Origin of the sequence: Arabiibacter massiliensis (assembly GCF_902386925.1) — a bacterium.
Classification (GTDB): domain Bacteria; phylum Actinomycetota; class Coriobacteriia; order Coriobacteriales; family Eggerthellaceae; genus Arabiibacter; species Arabiibacter massiliensis.
Genome location: NZ_LR698996.1, coordinates 2,207,769 through 2,223,625, shown reverse-complemented (window position 1 = coordinate 2,223,625; position 15,857 = coordinate 2,207,769). Strand labels below are relative to the sequence as shown.

At 68.0% G+C, this 15,857-nt stretch carries 13 protein-coding genes, 1 tRNA gene and 1 pseudogene; 10 read left to right on the top strand and 5 right to left on the bottom strand.

Annotated features, from left to right (window positions below; genetic code table 11):
• Positions 1-3 precede the first annotated feature (3 nt).
• The 4 genes from FX134_RS09480 (at position 4) to gspM (ending at position 3,270) form a co-directional block, all read left to right on the top strand.
• Complete coding sequence (locus tag FX134_RS09480) at positions 4-870, top strand: prepilin peptidase (protein WP_080800935.1); 867 nt, start codon at positions 4-6, stop codon at positions 868-870.
• A 98-nt stretch (positions 871-968) separates the two neighbouring features.
• The gene (locus FX134_RS09475) at positions 969-2,024 is read left to right on the top strand and encodes a type II secretion system protein GspL (RefSeq protein WP_080800932.1); all 1,056 of its coding nucleotides are present in this window, start codon (positions 969-971) and stop codon (positions 2,022-2,024) included.
• A gap of 9 nt (positions 2,025-2,033) precedes the next feature.
• Positions 2,034-2,675 (top strand): hypothetical protein, encoded by a 642-nt coding sequence (locus tag FX134_RS09470; protein ID WP_080800929.1) that lies wholly within the window; start codon positions 2,034-2,036, stop codon positions 2,673-2,675.
• Positions 2,668-3,270 (top strand): type II secretion system protein GspM, encoded by a 603-nt coding sequence (gene gspM / locus FX134_RS09465; RefSeq protein WP_172623444.1) that lies wholly within the window; start codon positions 2,668-2,670, stop codon positions 3,268-3,270. Before FX134_RS09470 ends, gspM begins: the two co-directional genes overlap by 8 nt.
• Here the strand turns inward: gspM and FX134_RS09460 are convergent.
• Positions 3,237-5,795: a GGDEF domain-containing protein gene (locus FX134_RS09460; RefSeq protein ID WP_172623443.1), complete on the bottom strand. Its 2,559-nt coding sequence runs from the start codon at positions 5,793-5,795 to the stop codon at positions 3,237-3,239. The two genes, gspM and FX134_RS09460, sit on opposite strands and share 34 nt — an antisense overlap.
• A gap of 176 nt (positions 5,796-5,971) precedes the next feature.
• Between FX134_RS09460 and FX134_RS09455 the strand changes: the two genes are divergently transcribed.
• Positions 5,972-6,047: transfer RNA gene (locus tag FX134_RS09455), tRNA-Phe, on the top strand.
• A 167-nt stretch (positions 6,048-6,214) separates the two neighbouring features.
• On the opposite strand, the pseudogene FX134_RS09450 reads toward FX134_RS09455, so the two are convergent.
• Positions 6,215-6,340 (bottom strand): annotated as a pseudogene (locus FX134_RS09450) (twin-arginine translocase TatA/TatE family subunit); the annotation flags it as partial.
• Between the two features lie 143 nt (positions 6,341-6,483).
• Here FX134_RS09450 and FX134_RS09445 point away from each other — a divergent pair.
• The 5 genes from FX134_RS09445 (at position 6,484) to FX134_RS09425 (ending at position 12,361) form a co-directional block, all read left to right on the top strand.
• Positions 6,484-7,107: a TetR/AcrR family transcriptional regulator gene (locus FX134_RS09445; protein WP_232050897.1), complete on the top strand. Its 624-nt coding sequence runs from the start codon at positions 6,484-6,486 to the stop codon at positions 7,105-7,107.
• Positions 7,108-7,167: 60 nt separating this feature from the next.
• Positions 7,168-7,638, top strand: a complete 471-nt coding sequence (purE, locus tag FX134_RS09440; protein ID WP_080800913.1) for a 5-(carboxyamino)imidazole ribonucleotide mutase — start codon at positions 7,168-7,170, stop codon at positions 7,636-7,638.
• 237 nt (positions 7,639-7,875) lie between these two features.
• Positions 7,876-9,054: an MFS transporter gene (locus FX134_RS09435; RefSeq protein ID WP_080800909.1), complete on the top strand. Its 1,179-nt coding sequence runs from the start codon at positions 7,876-7,878 to the stop codon at positions 9,052-9,054.
• A gap of 504 nt (positions 9,055-9,558) precedes the next feature.
• The gene (iorA, locus tag FX134_RS09430; protein WP_232050896.1) at positions 9,559-11,769 is read left to right on the top strand and encodes an indolepyruvate ferredoxin oxidoreductase subunit alpha; all 2,211 of its coding nucleotides are present in this window, start codon (positions 9,559-9,561) and stop codon (positions 11,767-11,769) included.
• Positions 11,762-12,361 carry an indolepyruvate oxidoreductase subunit beta gene (locus tag FX134_RS09425; protein ID WP_080800906.1) on the top strand — a complete coding sequence of 200 codons (600 nt, stop codon included), beginning with the start codon at positions 11,762-11,764 and terminating at the stop codon, positions 12,359-12,361. The genes iorA and FX134_RS09425 overlap by 8 nt, the downstream gene beginning before the upstream one ends.
• 24 nt (positions 12,362-12,385) lie before the next feature.
• On the opposite strand, the gene FX134_RS09420 is transcribed toward FX134_RS09425, so the two are convergent.
• From FX134_RS09420 to FX134_RS09410, 3 genes are read right to left on the bottom strand one after another with little or no spacing between them, the layout of a single operon-like run.
• Positions 12,386-13,168 carry a response regulator gene (locus FX134_RS09420; protein WP_080800901.1) on the bottom strand — a complete coding sequence of 261 codons (783 nt, stop codon included), beginning with the start codon at positions 13,166-13,168 and terminating at the stop codon, positions 12,386-12,388.
• Positions 13,161-14,510 carry a sensor histidine kinase gene (locus FX134_RS09415; RefSeq protein WP_087881557.1) on the bottom strand — a complete coding sequence of 450 codons (1,350 nt, stop codon included), beginning with the start codon at positions 14,508-14,510 and terminating at the stop codon, positions 13,161-13,163. The genes FX134_RS09420 and FX134_RS09415 overlap by 8 nt, the downstream gene beginning before the upstream one ends.
• On the bottom strand, positions 14,507-15,814 hold the full coding sequence (locus FX134_RS09410) for a sensor histidine kinase (RefSeq protein ID WP_080800893.1): 1,308 nt from the start codon (positions 15,812-15,814) through the stop codon (positions 14,507-14,509). The genes FX134_RS09415 and FX134_RS09410 overlap by 4 nt, the downstream gene beginning before the upstream one ends.
• Positions 15,815-15,857 lie beyond the last annotated feature (43 nt).

Here is a 15,857-nt window from a genome sequence, read left to right as displayed (position 1 = left end):
GGCATGCAGCTCGGCACGCTCGCAGCGCTCTCGCCCGCATGGCCTGCGTTCTTCCTGGCGGTCGCTGCCGTGATGGGCGCGGTCATGGGCAGCTTCATCAACTGCATGGCGTGGCGCATCGTCCACGGCGAGAGCGTGTGGAAGGGCCGCAGCCACTGCGCCACGTGCGACCATCAACTCTCGGCGCTCGACCTGATCCCTCTGATCAGCTGGCTCGTCCTGCGCGGGAAGTGCCGCTATTGCGGACAGCGCATCTCGCCGCGCTACCCGCTGGTGGAGCTTCTGCTGGCCGCGTACTTCGCCAGCATCGTGGCCGCCTACGGGCTCACGGTGCACGCGCTTTCGCTGTGCGTGCTCGGCTGCATCCTCATGGGGCTCTCGCTGGTCGACCTGGACACGTTCACCATCCCCAACGGCTTCATCGTGGCGGCCATCCTCACGTGGCTCGCCACCTTCGCGTTCTACGGCGTGGACCTGGGCTCCATCGGCCTGGGAACCCTCACGCTGGGGCTGGCGGGATCGCCCGTGCTCGCGGTGCTCGTCGACGGCCTGGTGGGCGCGTTCGCGGTGGCCGGCGCCATGCTCGCGCTCTCGTTCGCCTTCGACAAGGTGGTGGGCCGCCAGAGCCTCGGCGGCGGCGACGTGAAGCTGCTGTTCACGGTGGGCCTGTTCCTGGGCGTCGCGGGCAGCGTGCTCAACCTCATCGCGGCGTGCATCGTCGGGATAGCGTTCTCCTTCGCCACGCAGCGCGCCCGCGCCCGCGCCGACGACCCGCGCGTGTTTCCCTTCGGGCCCTCCATCGCGCTGGCCACCTGGTTCACGCTCGTGCTGGGCCCGCCGCTTCTCGGCTGGTATTTCGGCCTGTTTTAGCTGTTCCGGCCGCGGTGCGCCCGAATGTTTGCGCACATCTACTCGCCACCAGGCCGCGTCTCGCCTATAATCGATGCTGAGGAAAAGAGGAGCGCATCATGGCGAAACTATACACCGGCATCGACATCGGCGCCGAGCGGTTGAAGATGGCCGTCTGCAACGAGCAGAGCGTGGTGCAGGTCGCCGTCGAGGAGGTGCCTGCGAGCCTGGTGCGGGACGGCCGCGTCACCTCGTTCGAGGCCCTGACCGAGGTGGTGCGCAACGCCGCGCGCAAGAACAAGGTGGGCGCGAAGGACTGCGCGCTCGTGCTGCATTCCAACGACGTGTTCACGCGGCGCATCACCGTACCCGCCATGACGGTGGAGGAGCTCAGCCTCAACCTGCCCTTCGAGTTCCGCGACTATATCGCCGACGACAAGGACAAGTACAACTTCGATTACGCCGTGCTGGGCATGAAGCGCGACGCCGCCGGCACGCCCGTGGAGATGGACATCCTGGCCGCCGCCGTGCCCGCCGAGACGATAGAGGCGTACTCCTCCATGCTGCGCCGCGCGGGATTCAGGCTCAAGTCCGCCGCGCCCGACATCATGGCGTACGCGAACCTTATCGCGGCGTACGAGAAGCGCGTCCCGCCCGCGCCCGCGCCCATGCCGGTGGACGCCGCCGCGCCCGCGCCCGCCGAGGCCTTCCCCGTGCCGAGGGACTACTGCTTCGTGGACGTGGGCTACGACAACACAAAGGTGTACCTGTTCCCGGGAGGGAAGTACGAGGTCACGCGCATCGTCGAGTTCGGCGTGGGCCTCCTGGCCGCCGCGGTTGCCGACTACTTCTCGGTGGACGAGAGCATGGCGCGCACCTACCTGAGCAGCGACTACGAGGGCGCGCAGCGCATCGAGCCGTGCCTGGGCCTCTACGAGCGCCTGGGCGCCGAGGTGGCGCGCATCGTGAGCTTCTTCAACTTCAACTATCCCGACAGCCAGCTGGACACGCTGCACTACTGCGGCAGCGGGGCGGGCATCGCGCCGCTCATCGACTCGCTGCGCGACCACGTGTCCATCGGCCTGGCGGACATCAACGCGATCATGCCGGCTTCGTCCGTGCCGCCCGACAGCCTGCGCGATTGCCCGGCTGCCGTGGGCATCGCACTGCGGTAAGGAGGGGCCGTGGCCTTCGAACTGGAACTCAAGCGCTCCAAGAAACCCGTCTATCCAACCAAGACGTCCATCAACCTGGTGACGAGCAACCAGCCGCCCCGCAACGTCGGGCGCAACGCGGCGCTGTTCGCCGTCGCGATGGTAGCCGTGCTGCTGTTCGCGAAGTTCGGCGTGGTGGACGTGATGGCGGCCGCCCAGGCGGCGACGGGGAAGGTGGCGTCGGCGCAGGCCGAGCTGTCCGCGCTGCAGGCCGACAACGCCGACTTCGCCGACCTGGAGGAACGCTACGCGGCCTTCGCCGTGAACAGCCTCACCGACGAGGAGCGGGTGCTGGCCGATCGCGGCGAGGTGCTCGACCTGCTGTCGTCCACCGTGGCCGGCGCCGCCGATCTGCAATCGGTGCGCATCGCGGGCAACACGGTGGAGCTGCAGTTCGCGAACACCTCGCTTGACGACGTGTCGCGCGTGGTGGCTTCGCTCGAGGACGAGGAGGCGGTGGCCACCGTCAGCATGAGCACGGCGAAGACCGACAAGAACGACGACGTGGTGTCCACCGTCACCATCATCCTCAAGGGCACGGGCGAGGTGCCGCAGGGCGAGGGCGAGGATGCAGGTGCGCCCGCGGCCGGCAAGGGGGCCTCGAATGAATAGAACCTTCACGACCCGTGAGAAGATCCTGCTCGTCGTCCTGGCCGTGCTGCTCATCGGCTGCTTCTACTACCTCGTGGTGCTCCAGCCCTCGCTGAGCGCCATCTCGTCGAGCGACTCGCAGATCGCCGCCATCCAGGACGAGATGCTGGTGCAGCAGGCCGTCGCCACGCGCAAGGCCGAGCTCGTGGAGAAGATCCGTGAGGCCGAGGCCTCCGGGGTCGACCAGAAGACGCTGCCGCCCTACGACAACACCAAGAACGAGCTCGCCGAGCTCGACGCCATCCTGGCCGCCGCCAGCAGCTACAACATCGACTTCTCGAACGCCGAGACGGCCGGCACGCTCGTGCGCCGCAACGTGAGCATTTCCTTCACGGCGGATTCGTACGCCGCCGCCGAGGACGTGCTGCAGAAGCTCATCGATTGCAAGTACAGCTGCCTGGTCACCGACATCACGGTTTCCGGTACGGGCCTCGGCCAGGCGAACGCCGAGGGCAAGGTGACGGGCAGCGCCTCGGTCACCTTCTTCGAGTCGCTCGCGCAGGGCGCTCAGGAGCAGGGCGCTCAGGACGCCGGAGGGGCCGCGGCCTCCTCGTAGGGCTCCATGATGAAGCGGTCCTTGCCGTCTGCCTTCGCGCGGTACAGCGCGCGGTCTGCCTGCTCGTAGGCCTTCTTGTACGAGGCCTGCGCCCCGTGCAGCTCCACGCCGCCCATGCTGAGCGTCACGGCGTGCTCGGCCCCGTCCTGCCCGGCGAACGTCACGCCCGAGCCGATGAGCTCGCCGCAGCGCTTCTCGAGCGCCTCGTGGTCCACCGGCCCCGCGATGCATACGGCGAACTCGTCGCCGCCGAGGCGTCCCACCAGGTCTTGCGGACGGAACGCGTCCACGAGCGCCCTGCCGGTGTTCTGGAGGGCCGCATCGCCCGCCAGGTGGCCGAATTGGTCGTTCACGCTCTTGAAGTCGTCCGTGTCCACGACGAGCAACGCGCCGGCCTCGCCGCTCGAGAGCAGCTTCTCGGCGCCCTCGCGGAAGGCGCGCCAGTTCAGAAGGCCGGTCAGCCCGTCGTGGAAGGCGCGCTGCGAGAGGTCCAGCCGCTCGTTCATCTCGTCGTCGATGTAGGCCACCTTCCCGATCACCGAGACGGGCTTGCCGTCGTCGCCCAGCACGGAGCGCGAGGTGAAGCGCACCCATTGCGAGGCGCCGTCCTCCCCCTGGACGATGGCCTCGGTCACCGTTTGGCTGGGCGAGGTGAACGCGGCGAGGACCTCGGGGCCGGCCTGGGCGAGCAGCTTCGCCCGAGCGCCGGCGATCACGCGGTACGGCAGGCCGTCGTCGCTTGCGGCCTCATCCTTGATCACGTCGCCGAGGGTTTTCGACTTCGACACCTTCAGCGTGTCGGTTCGGGGCGTGTACTCGAAGAACCGCTCGTTGGAGAGAGCGAACAGCTCCTGGAAGCGGCTGTTCTCCTCGCGCGTCGCCCGGGCCGCGCGGTTGCGCGTGGTTACGAGCAAGGCGAGCAGGGCGATGATGAGCAGCAGCACCGAGATGCAGATAAGCGACAACTCCAGCAGGTGGTCCTGGATGAACAGCCCCACCTGCTTGTCGGTCTCGATGAGCGAGTTGTCGTACACGATGGAGTCGAGCTCGGTGGGCGAAAGGCTGCGGATGGCCTTGTTGAACACGGTGAGCAGCTCGGGATCGATGGGCTGCACGAGCCCGAAGCAGATGTTGACCGACTTCGAGCTGGCCGGCAGCGTGAGCAGGTTGGTGAGGTTGTCGAGGCCCTGGTAGTAGGGCGTGGTGTAGGACGTGCCGTAGGTGTAATCGGCGCGCCCGTCGTTGACCGCCTTGAGGCAGTCCTCGGCCGATTCGCACACGACCACCTGCGCGTCGTCGGGCACCGTGTCGACGAGCTCCCACGAGACGGCCGCCTTCTTGCCGGCCAGATCGTCGGGGTCGACGTATTTGTTGTACACGGTGACCACCGCGGCCGACAGGTACGGCGCCGTCACCGACACGTTCAGCGTCGAGGCCACCAGGTCGTTGTCGTTGATGCCCGCCACCAGGTCGACCCGGGCGTCCTCTATCGCTTGGCGCAGGTTGTCGGTGCGCTCGAGCGGCACGGCCTCGAACTTGAGCCCGGTGTGCTCTGAGAGGTAGTCGAGCATGCCCTTGGTGACGCCTTCCAGCTGGCCGGTCACGGGGTCGAAGGACTGGATGGGGGCCTTCTCGGAGACGACGCCCACGCGCAGCGTGCCGCTTTGCCGGCAGAATTCCTTGTCCTCCTCCGTCAGGGCGTAGCTCGCGGTGGTGTTGAAGAAGTACTCGTTGTGCAGCTCGGTTTGGAGGCCCGGGTTGCTTTCGTTGATGCGGCGTATGGTGTCGTCGATCTCGTCGATGATCGCGCGCTCGCCTTTGGGCGCGGTGAAGTAGTACGGCCTTCCGGCGAATGCCGCCACGATCTGGAAGCCCTCGGCGATGTTGACGTCGATCTCGAGGTACGCGTCGGCCTCGCCTGCGAGCACGGCTTCCTTGAGCTCGTCTGTGCTCGAGCATTCGACCGTGGTGAGGTTCAGGTTGTTCTTCTCGCAGAAGTAGGCCAGCTCCTCGCGGCGCTGCTTCGCCGTCGACAGGATGGCCACGCGCACCTCGCCTTTGGTGAAGAGGTCGGTCTGCGTGATCGCGGTGTCGGTGTTGGCGGCGAACAGGCAGGTGTGGGCGGTGCCGTAGCTGTTCTCCGGATACTCGTACAGCTTTGCGAGGGCGGGGCTGTACGTCATGCTGCCCTCGATGTCCACCTCGCCGGAGTCGAGCATCTCGATCAAGCGCATGGCCCGGTCGTTGGAGGTTTCGCCCTCCGCTTCCACGAACTCGTACGACCAGCTGGTGAACTGGGCGATCCTCATGAGGTAGTCGTAGGTGTACCCGCTGAAGGAGCCGTTCTCGTCTTTGGAGAACACCCCGGGCTGGTCCATGTAGCCGACGCGGATGGTTGTCCGGGCGTCGGCGGGAGCCTCGTCCGCGAAGGCCGCGGGAGCCGGCGCGAGCGCGAAGGCGAGCAGCAGCGCGAGCGCTGCGGATGCGACCAGCTGGAAAACCGATGTGCGCGCAGGCCTCGTCATCTCGTCCCCCTTGGCTCTTCGATGCGACATCATTCCAGTATACCGTTTTCCGAGGTTGGCGGGGTGCTTCCCGCTTCCCGCCGACGTGCATTTTTTTGAAAAGCTGCCGAATGCGACTTGACCGGGGGAGGGGTCATCGGTACAATATCGTTCCACGTCCTTCGAGGACGCTGCATGGTCGGGTAGCTCAGTTGGTAGAGCAGGGGACTGAAAATCCCCGTGCCGAGGGTTCAAGTCCCCCTCCGACCACCATGAATGCGCAAGGCCCGCCGACGAACCGGCGGGCCTTTTCGTGTGCGCGCCACGCCCGGGGCGATTGTCGACCGAAACACACGCCACAGGGGCGCTAAGCGTGTGTTTCGGTCGACAATGAGGGTGCGGGGGCGTTATGCGGTTTGGGGGTCGTCCTCCACGCGGCCGCGCAGCTTCTTCACGCCGCGGCCGAGCATGCCGCCCAGCTTGGGCAGGTTCTTGGGGCCGAAGATGACCAGCACCACGACCAGGATCAGGATGAGCTCGGGCAATCCCATGCCGAAAATCTTCATTGCAGCGCTCCCGTCAGACGTTCTTCTCGTTGAGCCGAAGTATAGCAGCCTCAAAATTGAAGTGACTACAAGTTTGGAGTAAATCGAACATATTCCCTATAATGGAGGGGCGCGGCATCGCGCGGGACGAGAAAGGCGAACGCATGGGAAACGGGACGGCCGAGACGCTGCGCGAGCGCAAGCGCCGGGAGACGCGCGCGGCCATCGAGCACGCGGCGATGGCGCTGGTGGACGAGCTGGGCTACGACAACGTGACCGTGGCCATGATCGCCGAGCGCGCGGTGGTGTCGCAGGGCACGTTCTTCAACTACTTCCCCACGAAGGACGCGGCCGTCGTGGGGCTGGGGCCGCTCGACCTCGACCCGGCCGTCGTGCACGCGGCCTACGACCGCCTCGCGCCGGCCACGCCGTATCGCGCCACGCTCGAGCTGTTCCTCAAGGTGGTGCGCGACCTCGACTGGACGAGCGACACCGCCGCCATGCGCGCCCGCCTGGTCACGCAGACGCCCGCGCTCATGCGGCTGTTCCTGGACCGTACGTTCGGCTTCGTCGCCGACTTCCGCGGCATCCTGGCGGCCTACCTCGAGGCGCACCCCGAGCGCCGCACCTGCGCCGACGCGCTCACGGCCGACGAGGAGGCGGGACTTGTGGTGTCCGAGGCGCTCGAGGCGGCCAAGTTCGCGCTCGCCCGCGCCGCCGCGCGCCCCGGGCACGGCCTGCCGGATGCCGACGAGGTGGAGGCCGTCGTCCGGCGCATCGTCGGGTGATACACTGGCAGGCGACACGAAACCGCCCGCCCGCGAGGGCGCCCGAGAGAGAGGAAATCCATGTCCTGCGAACAGAAGAGCCCGGTCGTCGGCATCATCATGGGGTCCGAGTCCGACATGCCCGCCATGGAGCCGTGCATGAAGCAGCTCGACGAGTTCGGCGTGCCCTACGAGGTGAAGGTGGCGAGCGCGCATCGCAAGCCGGCCGAGGTGCACGAGTGGGCCTCGACGGCGCACGAGCGCGGCATCCGCGTGATCGTGGCGGCCGCCGGCAAGGCGGCGCACCTGGGCGGCGTCGTGGCCGCGTACACGCCGAACCCGGTGATCTGCGTGCCCATGAAGACGAGCGACCTGGGCGGCCTCGACTCGCTGCTGTCCATGGTGCAGATGCCCAGCGGCGTGCCCGTGGCCTGCGTGGCCATCAACGGCGCGAAGAACGCCGCCATCCTGGCCGTGCAGATCCTCGGCACCGGCTGCGACGGCGCTCGCCAGAAGATCATCGACTTCAAGCAATCCATGGCCGACGCGTAGGAAAGGCTCCCGCAGCGCGCGGCCGGCCGCCCCCCTTGTCATCCCGAGCGAGCGCAGCGCCCCCTATGTCATCCTGAGCGAGCGCAGCGCCCCCCTTGTCATCCCGAGCGAGCGCAGCGAGTCGAAGGATCCCGCGCGGTGCCAACTGAAGGCGTTCCGGCTGGCGTGCGCTGCGATGTTTCACGTGAAACATCTGTGCGCTTTCGCGGGCCATCGAGAAGGAGGCGGGCGGACCCGATGGGGGAAGGCGAACCGAAGACGACGCTGTGGACGAGGGACTTCCTGCTCATCACCCTCGTGAACTTCCTCCTGTTCGCCAGCTGGCAGACGCTGCCGTTCGTGCTGCCGGTGCACCTGCAGGGCCTGGGCGCCACCGACGCGGAGCTGGGCTGGGTCACGGCCATCACCACCGTCGCCGCGCTTTTGGTGCGTCCGTTCTGCGGGGTGGTGCTGGACGCGTTCGGGCGCAAGGGCGTGTTCCTGTTCGGCATCGCGTTCATGGCGCTCGCCTCGGCGACGTACGCGTTCTTCCCGGTGGTCGGGGCCGTGCTGGCCGTGCGGTTCGTCCATGGCCTGGCCTGGGGAATCACCAGCACGTCCAGCCAGACGGTGGCGAGCGACGTCATCCCGCCGCGCCGCTTCGGCGAGGGGATGGGGTTGTTCGCGCTGTCGGCCAGCCTGGCGCTCGCCCTCGCGCCCGGTTTCGCGCTGGGGCTGTTCGAGGGCGGCGGCATCGCCCCGGTGACGGCGCTCACGGTGGGCGCGCTCGTCTGCGCGTTCGCCGTCGCCCTCGTGCTGCGCTACCGGCCGGTGCCGCGCCGCGCGGTGACGTTCAGCCTGCGCGGGCTGTTCGAGCGCCGGTCGGTGCTGCCGAGCGCCATCATGTTCTGCCTGTCGGCGTGCTACGGGGCGCTCGTCACGTTCCTGGCGCTGCATGCGGCCGCGCGCGGCGTGGAGGGCATCGGCCTGTTCTTCCCCGCGTACGCGGCGGCGGTCGCCCTGTCGCGGCCGCTGCTGGGGAAGGTGGTGGACCGTAAGGGGTACGGCTTCGTCATCGTTCCCGGCCTCGCGGTGCTGGCCTCGGCGCTTGCGCTGCTGGCGGTTGCCGACACGCTCGCGCTGTTCATGCTGGTGGCGTTCCTGTTCGGCGCGGGGTTCGCCGCGTGCAACTCCACGCTGCAGGCCATGGCCGTGGCCGATGTGCCGCCCGAGCGCCGCGGCGCGGCGAACGCTACCTACCTCACCGGCTTCGACAGCGGCATCGGCGCGGGCTCGCTCGCATCGGGCCTGGCAGCGGCCGCCATCGGCTACGGCGGCATGTACGCGTGCTTCACCCTGTGCCCGCTCGCGGCCCTCGTGCTGTTCGTCGCCTTCGCCCGCCACCGCAAGCCCCCGAGCCTGCAGGAAGACGCCTGAGCGGGCACCCCCACGGCCCGCAGCGTTTCACGTGAAACATCCGTCCTGATTCCCCGTTTAACGGACCGCAACCTCGCTGCACGCTAATCGCCCCCGCTCGACACAAAAATCCTCGACGGGAAAGGATTTTTGTGCGGAGGCGGCATGATCAGTGAGCACTCCTCCGATGTTTCACATGAAACATTTGTGCGCTTTCACGCGCCTCCGCATGCGAATTCTGCGCGGGTGCGTGTTTTTTCACAAATCGTTGCAACATGATGCGCGTCTCCGGCATATTGGAAGCAAGGAGGCGGTTTCCCGACGATGACGGCTTTGCGTCCAGACGAGTTCGACCCGCTGTTCGTGCTCAGCATGCGGCCCGGCGAGGCGGCGGCCTTCCGGATCAAGCCGTTGCTGTAGGATCGCGGCCGGCGCGCCCGCGCTTGCGCTATCATGGAGCCCTCAACGTAAACGCCGGATGTTTCACGTGAAACATCCGTTCGGGCAAGGGCAGGCGAGAGGCATATGGCGAAGAAGCTGCTGATGGGGAACGAGGCGTTCGCGCATGCGGCGCTGGAGGCGGGCGTGCGCGTGGTGGCGGGGTACCCCGGCACGCCGTCGTCCGAGCTCATCGAGACGGTGGCGAAGCTGCACGCGGCCGGCGCGGCGCGCGGGGTGCACGTGGAGTGGTCCACCAATGAGAAGGCGGCGCTCGAGCTTCTGGCCGGCGCGTCGTACGCCGGCGCGCGCTGCCTCTTCACCTGCAAGCAGGTGGGGCTGAACGTGGCGTCCGACGCGCTGATGAGCCTGAACTACGTGGGCGTGAAGGGCGGCCTCGTGCTGTTCGTGGCCGACGACCCCGGCCCCATCTCGTCGCAGACCGAGCAGGACACGCGCCGCTTCGCCTCGTTCGCGAAGCTGCCCGTGCTCGATCCGTCCACGCCCGACGAGGGCTTCGCCATGATGCAGGCCGCCTTCGACCTGTCCGAGCGTTACCGCACGCCCGTCATCGTGCGGCCGACCACGCGCATCAACCACGCGTCCACGTTCTTCGACGTGGCGGACGCTACCGACGCGCTGCCGGTGCCGCCCGAGGGCTTCGAGCGCGATCCTAAGTGGGTTATCTTCCCGCGCCGCGCCTTCGAGGCCCACGGCGAGATCAACGACCGTCTGCGCGCCATCGCCCACGACTTCGCCGTCGGGCCTGAGCTGGCCGCGTTCAACCCGATTGAAGAGCACGGCGCCGCGCCCCGGCTCGGCATCGTTGCAGGCGGCGTGTCGGCGGCCTACGCGCGCGAGGCGCTGCGCATGCTGGAGGAGCGCGCGGGCGAGCTGCCGGCCTACCGCTTCTGGCAGGTGGGCACGCCGTACCCGTTCCCGACGGAGACGGCCGCGCGGTTCGCGGATGGCCTTGAGCAGATCCTCGTGCTGGAAGAGCTCGACCACGTGCTGGAAGACGAGCTGCTGCGCTTCGCCGGCCGCATGCACGCGGCCTTCGAGGTGCGCGGCAAGCTCACCGGCGACGCGCGCGACCGCGGCGAGAACGACGTGGACGACATCGCCGAGCGCATCGCGAAATTCTTGGGAATCCCCTGTTCACGAACGGATGTTTCACGTGAAACATCCGGCACCGACGAGCCGCTGCCCGTGCGCCCGCCGGTGCTGTGCGCCGGATGCCCGCACCGCGGCAGCTTCTACGCCGTGAAGCGCGCGCTGGGGAAGGCCCCGGCGGTGCTCTGCGGCGACATCGGCTGCTACACGCTGGGCAACGCCAAGCCGCTCGACGCCGTGGACACGTGCCTGTGCATGGGCGCGGGCATCACGATGGCGCAGGGATTCGCCGTGGCCGAGCCGCACAAGAAGACGGTCGCATTCGTGGGCGACTCGACGTTCTTCGCGAGCGGCCTCACCGGGATCGCTAATGCTGTGTATAATGGTCATGATATCACAGTGTGCGTGCTGGACAACGCGACCACGGCTATGACCGGCTCGCAGCCGCACCCCGGCACCGGCTTCACGCTCATGGGGCCGAAGCGCACGCCCATCTCCATCGAGCGCGTGCTGGAAGCGCTCGGCGTGGAGTGCATCGTGCACGCCGACCCGCTGAACCTGGACGCGTCGATAGAGGCCGCGCGCGAGGCCATCGCGTTCGAGGGCCCGAGCGCCATCCTGTTCGAGAGCCCCTGCGTCCAGCTGGTGCGCCCGGATGAGCCGGCGGCCGTCGACGCGGACGCGTGCACCGGCTGCAAGAAGTGCATCACCGAGATCGGCTGCCCCGCCATCGGCTTCGACCCCGACGCCCGCGGCCCGCGCAGCAAGGAGCGCGGCCAGGCCTTCGTCGACCCCACCCTCTGCAACGGCTGCGCCCTGTGCACGCAGGTGTGCCCCTTCGACGCGCTCGCGGTTTGTCATCCTGAGCGAGCGCAGCCCCCCTCTTGTCATCCTGAGCGAGCGAAGCGAGTCGAAGGATCCCGCGCGGCGTCAGCCGTGACGCTTCCTGCTGACGCCAAACGGGATCCTTCGACTCCGGCGCTGCGCGCCTCCGCTCAGGATGACAAGGGGCCGGCGCGCGGCGCCTCCGCTCAGGATGACAAGGGGCCGGCGCGCGGCGCCTCCGCTCAGGATGACGGGGGAGAGCCGGCGCGCGGCGCCTCAGCTCAGGATGCCAGTGGAACAAATGTTTCACGTGAAACATCGCCAAGCGCTTCGCCGGCGGAAGGAGGCTCCCATGCTTAACGTGCTGCTGACGGGCGTGGGCGGGCAGGGCACCGTGCTGGCCGCGAAGGTGCTGGCCCAGGCCGCGCAGGACAAGGGCTGGCAGGTGCGCACGGCCGAGACCATCGGCATGGCGCAGCGCGGCGGCAACGTGGTGTCGCACGTGCGCATGGGCGACGGCGGCGAAGACGTGCTCGCGCCGCTCGTCGCGCGCGGCACGGCCGACCTCGTGGTGGCGTTCGAGCCCGCCGAGGCCGCGCGCGTGCTGCCCTTCCTCGCGCCCACCGGCACGCTGGTCACGGCCACCATGGCCATCCAGCCCGTGACCGTCGCATTGTCGGAGCGTCCCTACCGCGCCGCCGACGTGCTCGCCAGCGTCAAAAACGCCCTCGCGCCCAACCAGCGCCTCGTCACCGTGAACGACGCCGCGCTCTGCTCCCAAGCGGGCGGCCGCAAAGTGCTCAACACCGTGCTCCTGGCCAGCGCCCTGCAAACCGGCGCCATCCCGCTGGGCCTCGACGATCTGCGCCGCGCCATCGCCGAATGCGTGAAGCCTCGCTTCGTCGACCTCAACCTCTCGGCCATCGACGCCGCCGCAGCAATCGCACGTTGAGCGGCCCGTTCGACCCCCCACCCCTCAGTGCATGCGGCGGTCTAGGTAGCCTACGACGAACTCGGCCCAGCTGTAGTTCGAGAGGTACTCGCCGGCGTAGGCGTTGACGGCGGCCGGGTCGCCCTCGAGGAAACGGTAGTAGTCGCAATCGACCGCGTTCACGTCGATCGCCAGGCTGTTGTAGTTCTTCACGATCACATCCTGCGCGCCGACGCTCTTCAGCGTGCTGTTCAGGGTCGACTTGATGGTCTGCATCTGCCGCTGGATGGAGAGCGTGTACGCGCGATCCTCGAAGAGCACGGAGGCCAGCTCCCTCACGGTGCAGCCGGTTCCGCGCTTGTGCACGAGGTACGCGAGCATCTCCTTCGCCTTGCTGCGCGGGAACGACAGGGGCCGGCCGTTGTGCAGCACCTCGAAGTTGCCGAACGTCTTGATGCACAGAAGCGCCTGTCGCGGTACCGGGGCGATCGGCGCGCCCAGGTGGCGCAGCTCCTTCGCCACGGCCTCGGCGGTGATGGGCTTGAGCAGGTAGCCCGACGCGTGGAGCGAGAAGGCCTCCACCGCGTACTGCGAGTAGGCGGTGGCGAACACGATGCCCGTGCGCGCGTCGATCTCCTTGAGGCGGCGCGCCAGCTCGATGCCGCCGAGTTGGTCGGTCTCGATATCAAGGAACGCGACATCGAGGGGGCTGCGCTCGGCAAGCGCGATCGCCTCGTTCGAGGTGGTGCAGCACGCGATCTCCGCGTCCGGAACCGCGCTCCTCAGAGCCTGCTCAAGCGCGCGTAGCGCCATCGGCTCGTCATCCATGGCAAGTATTCTCACAACGATCCTCTCTCTTCTCTCCTTCGAGGCCGGACAGCGTTTTGGGCAGCCGCACAAGCGCGGTCGCGCCCCTGTGCGGGCTGCTGCTCACCTCGAGCGTCCCTCCGGCCAATCGTGTCACGCGCTCTCGAACGCTCTCAAGGCCCACGTGCGTGCGCCCGTCCCTCTCCGTCAGGCGCGCGGGATCGAACCCGGCGCCGTCGTCGCTCACTTCCACCTCGTAGCCGTCCGGACGCTCGCGCGTGGAGATGCGCACGGTGAGCGTCGTATCGCACCCGGTCAGGCCGTGGCGCACCGCGTTCTCCACGAGCGGCTGCACGGTGAGCGCCGGGATGGCGAAATCCGTCGGGCCGAGGTCCTCCACCACCACGATGCGATCGCCGAACCGCCGCCGCTCGAGCGCCAGGAACGCGCGCACGTGGGAGAGCTCCTTCGCGAAGGGCACGGGGCCGTCGCAGGCGAGCGCGTCCATGTTGGCCCGGAGGAACGCGGAGAACTCCCTCACCGTATTCTGTGCCACCTGCGGATCAACGTCAACCAAGCCGTAGATGGTGGTGATGACGTTGTACAGGAAATGAGGCCTGATCTGGCTTATCAGCAAATTCGTCTCATGCTGCTCGATGGCCAGCTGCCGGGTTGCGAACGTGCGCGCCTGCTCCTGCTGCACGCCCAGGTACAGCAGCACCGTGCACACGGTGACGGCGAGGTAGGACAGCGGCAGGTCGCCCGCCACGTTCTGGCCGATGAGCACCGCCATCATCACGAGGGGCCCCGCGATGAGCACGGTTGCCACGAAGGGGTTGAGCAGCTGCCGGCTCCGCGCGGCCACCGCCAGCCCGTACGCGGGGAACAGCATCAGGGCACCCTGGCATATCGCCTCCCACAGCACCGTCTCGCGGTACACGTTCAGCTCGTCGAAGGAGTAGAACACGGGGAAGAACTGGTTCAGCACGAGCAAAGCGATCATCGCGGCAACCATCGACCAGCAGATCTTCGTGATGCGCCGCGCCGAGACGCGCGGATCGTGCGCGCCCACGTAGGAGGCCAGGTACTGCACGAGCACGCCCATGAAGGCGAAGTCGCATGCGTACGTGAAAAACACTGTGGCGTTCATCGCGGCGTGCACGACCGGGCCGGGCCGGCCCTCCACGAGCCATGCGGTCATGTCGAGCAGCTGCGCCGCCCCGCCCAGCACGAACGCGCACACGATGAGCCGGTTCTCATGGCGGTCCTGGCCGCGAACCAGCAGCAGGCACGCGGCCAGCACGAAAGAAAGAAGGCCGCCGAACGCTTCGACGGCGACGATGAGGGAGGCGGCGGCGCTCATCGGCCCCCTCCCTTGGGCACGACGATGGAGCACACGGTTCCCCCGGGCACATCGCCCGTCTCGAGCGTGCCTCCTTGCAGAAGGGCGACCCACGTGCGCATGCCCTCCAGGGTGAAGGCGTTCGGATCGCCCGTCTGCGCCGGGGGCGGTATCGGATCGCCGCCGGGGAGGGGCAGGGCGTCGACGTCGCGCACGCTCGCCCGCCATGAGCGGCCCTCGTCCTGAGCGCTGATGCGCACGCTTCCGCGCGAGGCCTCGCCGACGCAGCGGCGCTGCACCGCCCGTTCCACGAGGAACTGCAACGACAGCGCGGGCACGGCGAAGTCCTCCGTGTCGACGGCGTACTCCACGGTCAGCCGATCGCCCAGGCAGCGACGTTCCAAGGCCAGGTAGGAGCGCACGTGCGCGAGCTCGAGCGAAAGGGGCACGGGGCGCGTGCAGGAAAGCGCGTCGGTGTTCGCCCGGAGGTAGACGGCCAGCTCCCGGAGCGCCTCCTTGGCCGCCGGCGGATCGGCCGCGCACAGGTCGTGGATGGCGTCGAGGGCGCGGAACAGGAACTTCGGATGGATCTGGCTCATGGCGAGGCGCGCGCGGCATCGTTCCAGCTCAAGCGTCTGCTGATGGATCGCGCGCTCCTGCTCCATCTGCACGCCGAGGTACAGGAGGATGGCCACGAGCGTCGCCGCCATGTTGAGGAACGAGATGCCGTAGAAAGCTTGCTGCAGGGCCAGGGCGACGGCGGGCAGGATCACGCACAGGCCGAGCACGAACAGCTCGTGCACGGTGAAGGCCTTGCGGTAGCGCGCCAGCAGCCAGCCGTTGATGAGGATGAACAGCGCTCCGAACCAGTGCGAGAGGCCGATCAGGGGCCCGCGCACGTACATGCCCTGGGCGTCGATGCGGTAGAACATGCCGTTGAGCAGCGACACCGCCACCGAGGCGATGGCGAGCGCGCAGACGGCCCACATGAGGCGCACGGTGCCGGCCCGGGGCTTCTGCCCCCGTGCGGCGATGCTCGCCGCGATGTAATCGGTGAACAGGGCGAGCCTCACGTACGACAGGGAGAACATGCCGAACGTGGTCAGCTCCATGAGGGTGCGCCCAACGGGGTCGGCGCTGCCCTCGAGCAGCCAGGAGCAGGCGTCGCACAGCAGCACGGCCGCGTTGCAGACGAGCAGTCGGACGAGGCTCGCGCGCGATCTGTCCGGCTCGTGCTCGCCGACCGAGACGAAAACGACCACCAGCAGCGAGAAGAGGGCTCCGAAGGTTTCGAGGACGACGTTGATATAGCCTATGTTGTCCATCGAACCCTTTCGCGTAACCGTTGTGCCGCGAGTATAGCTCAGG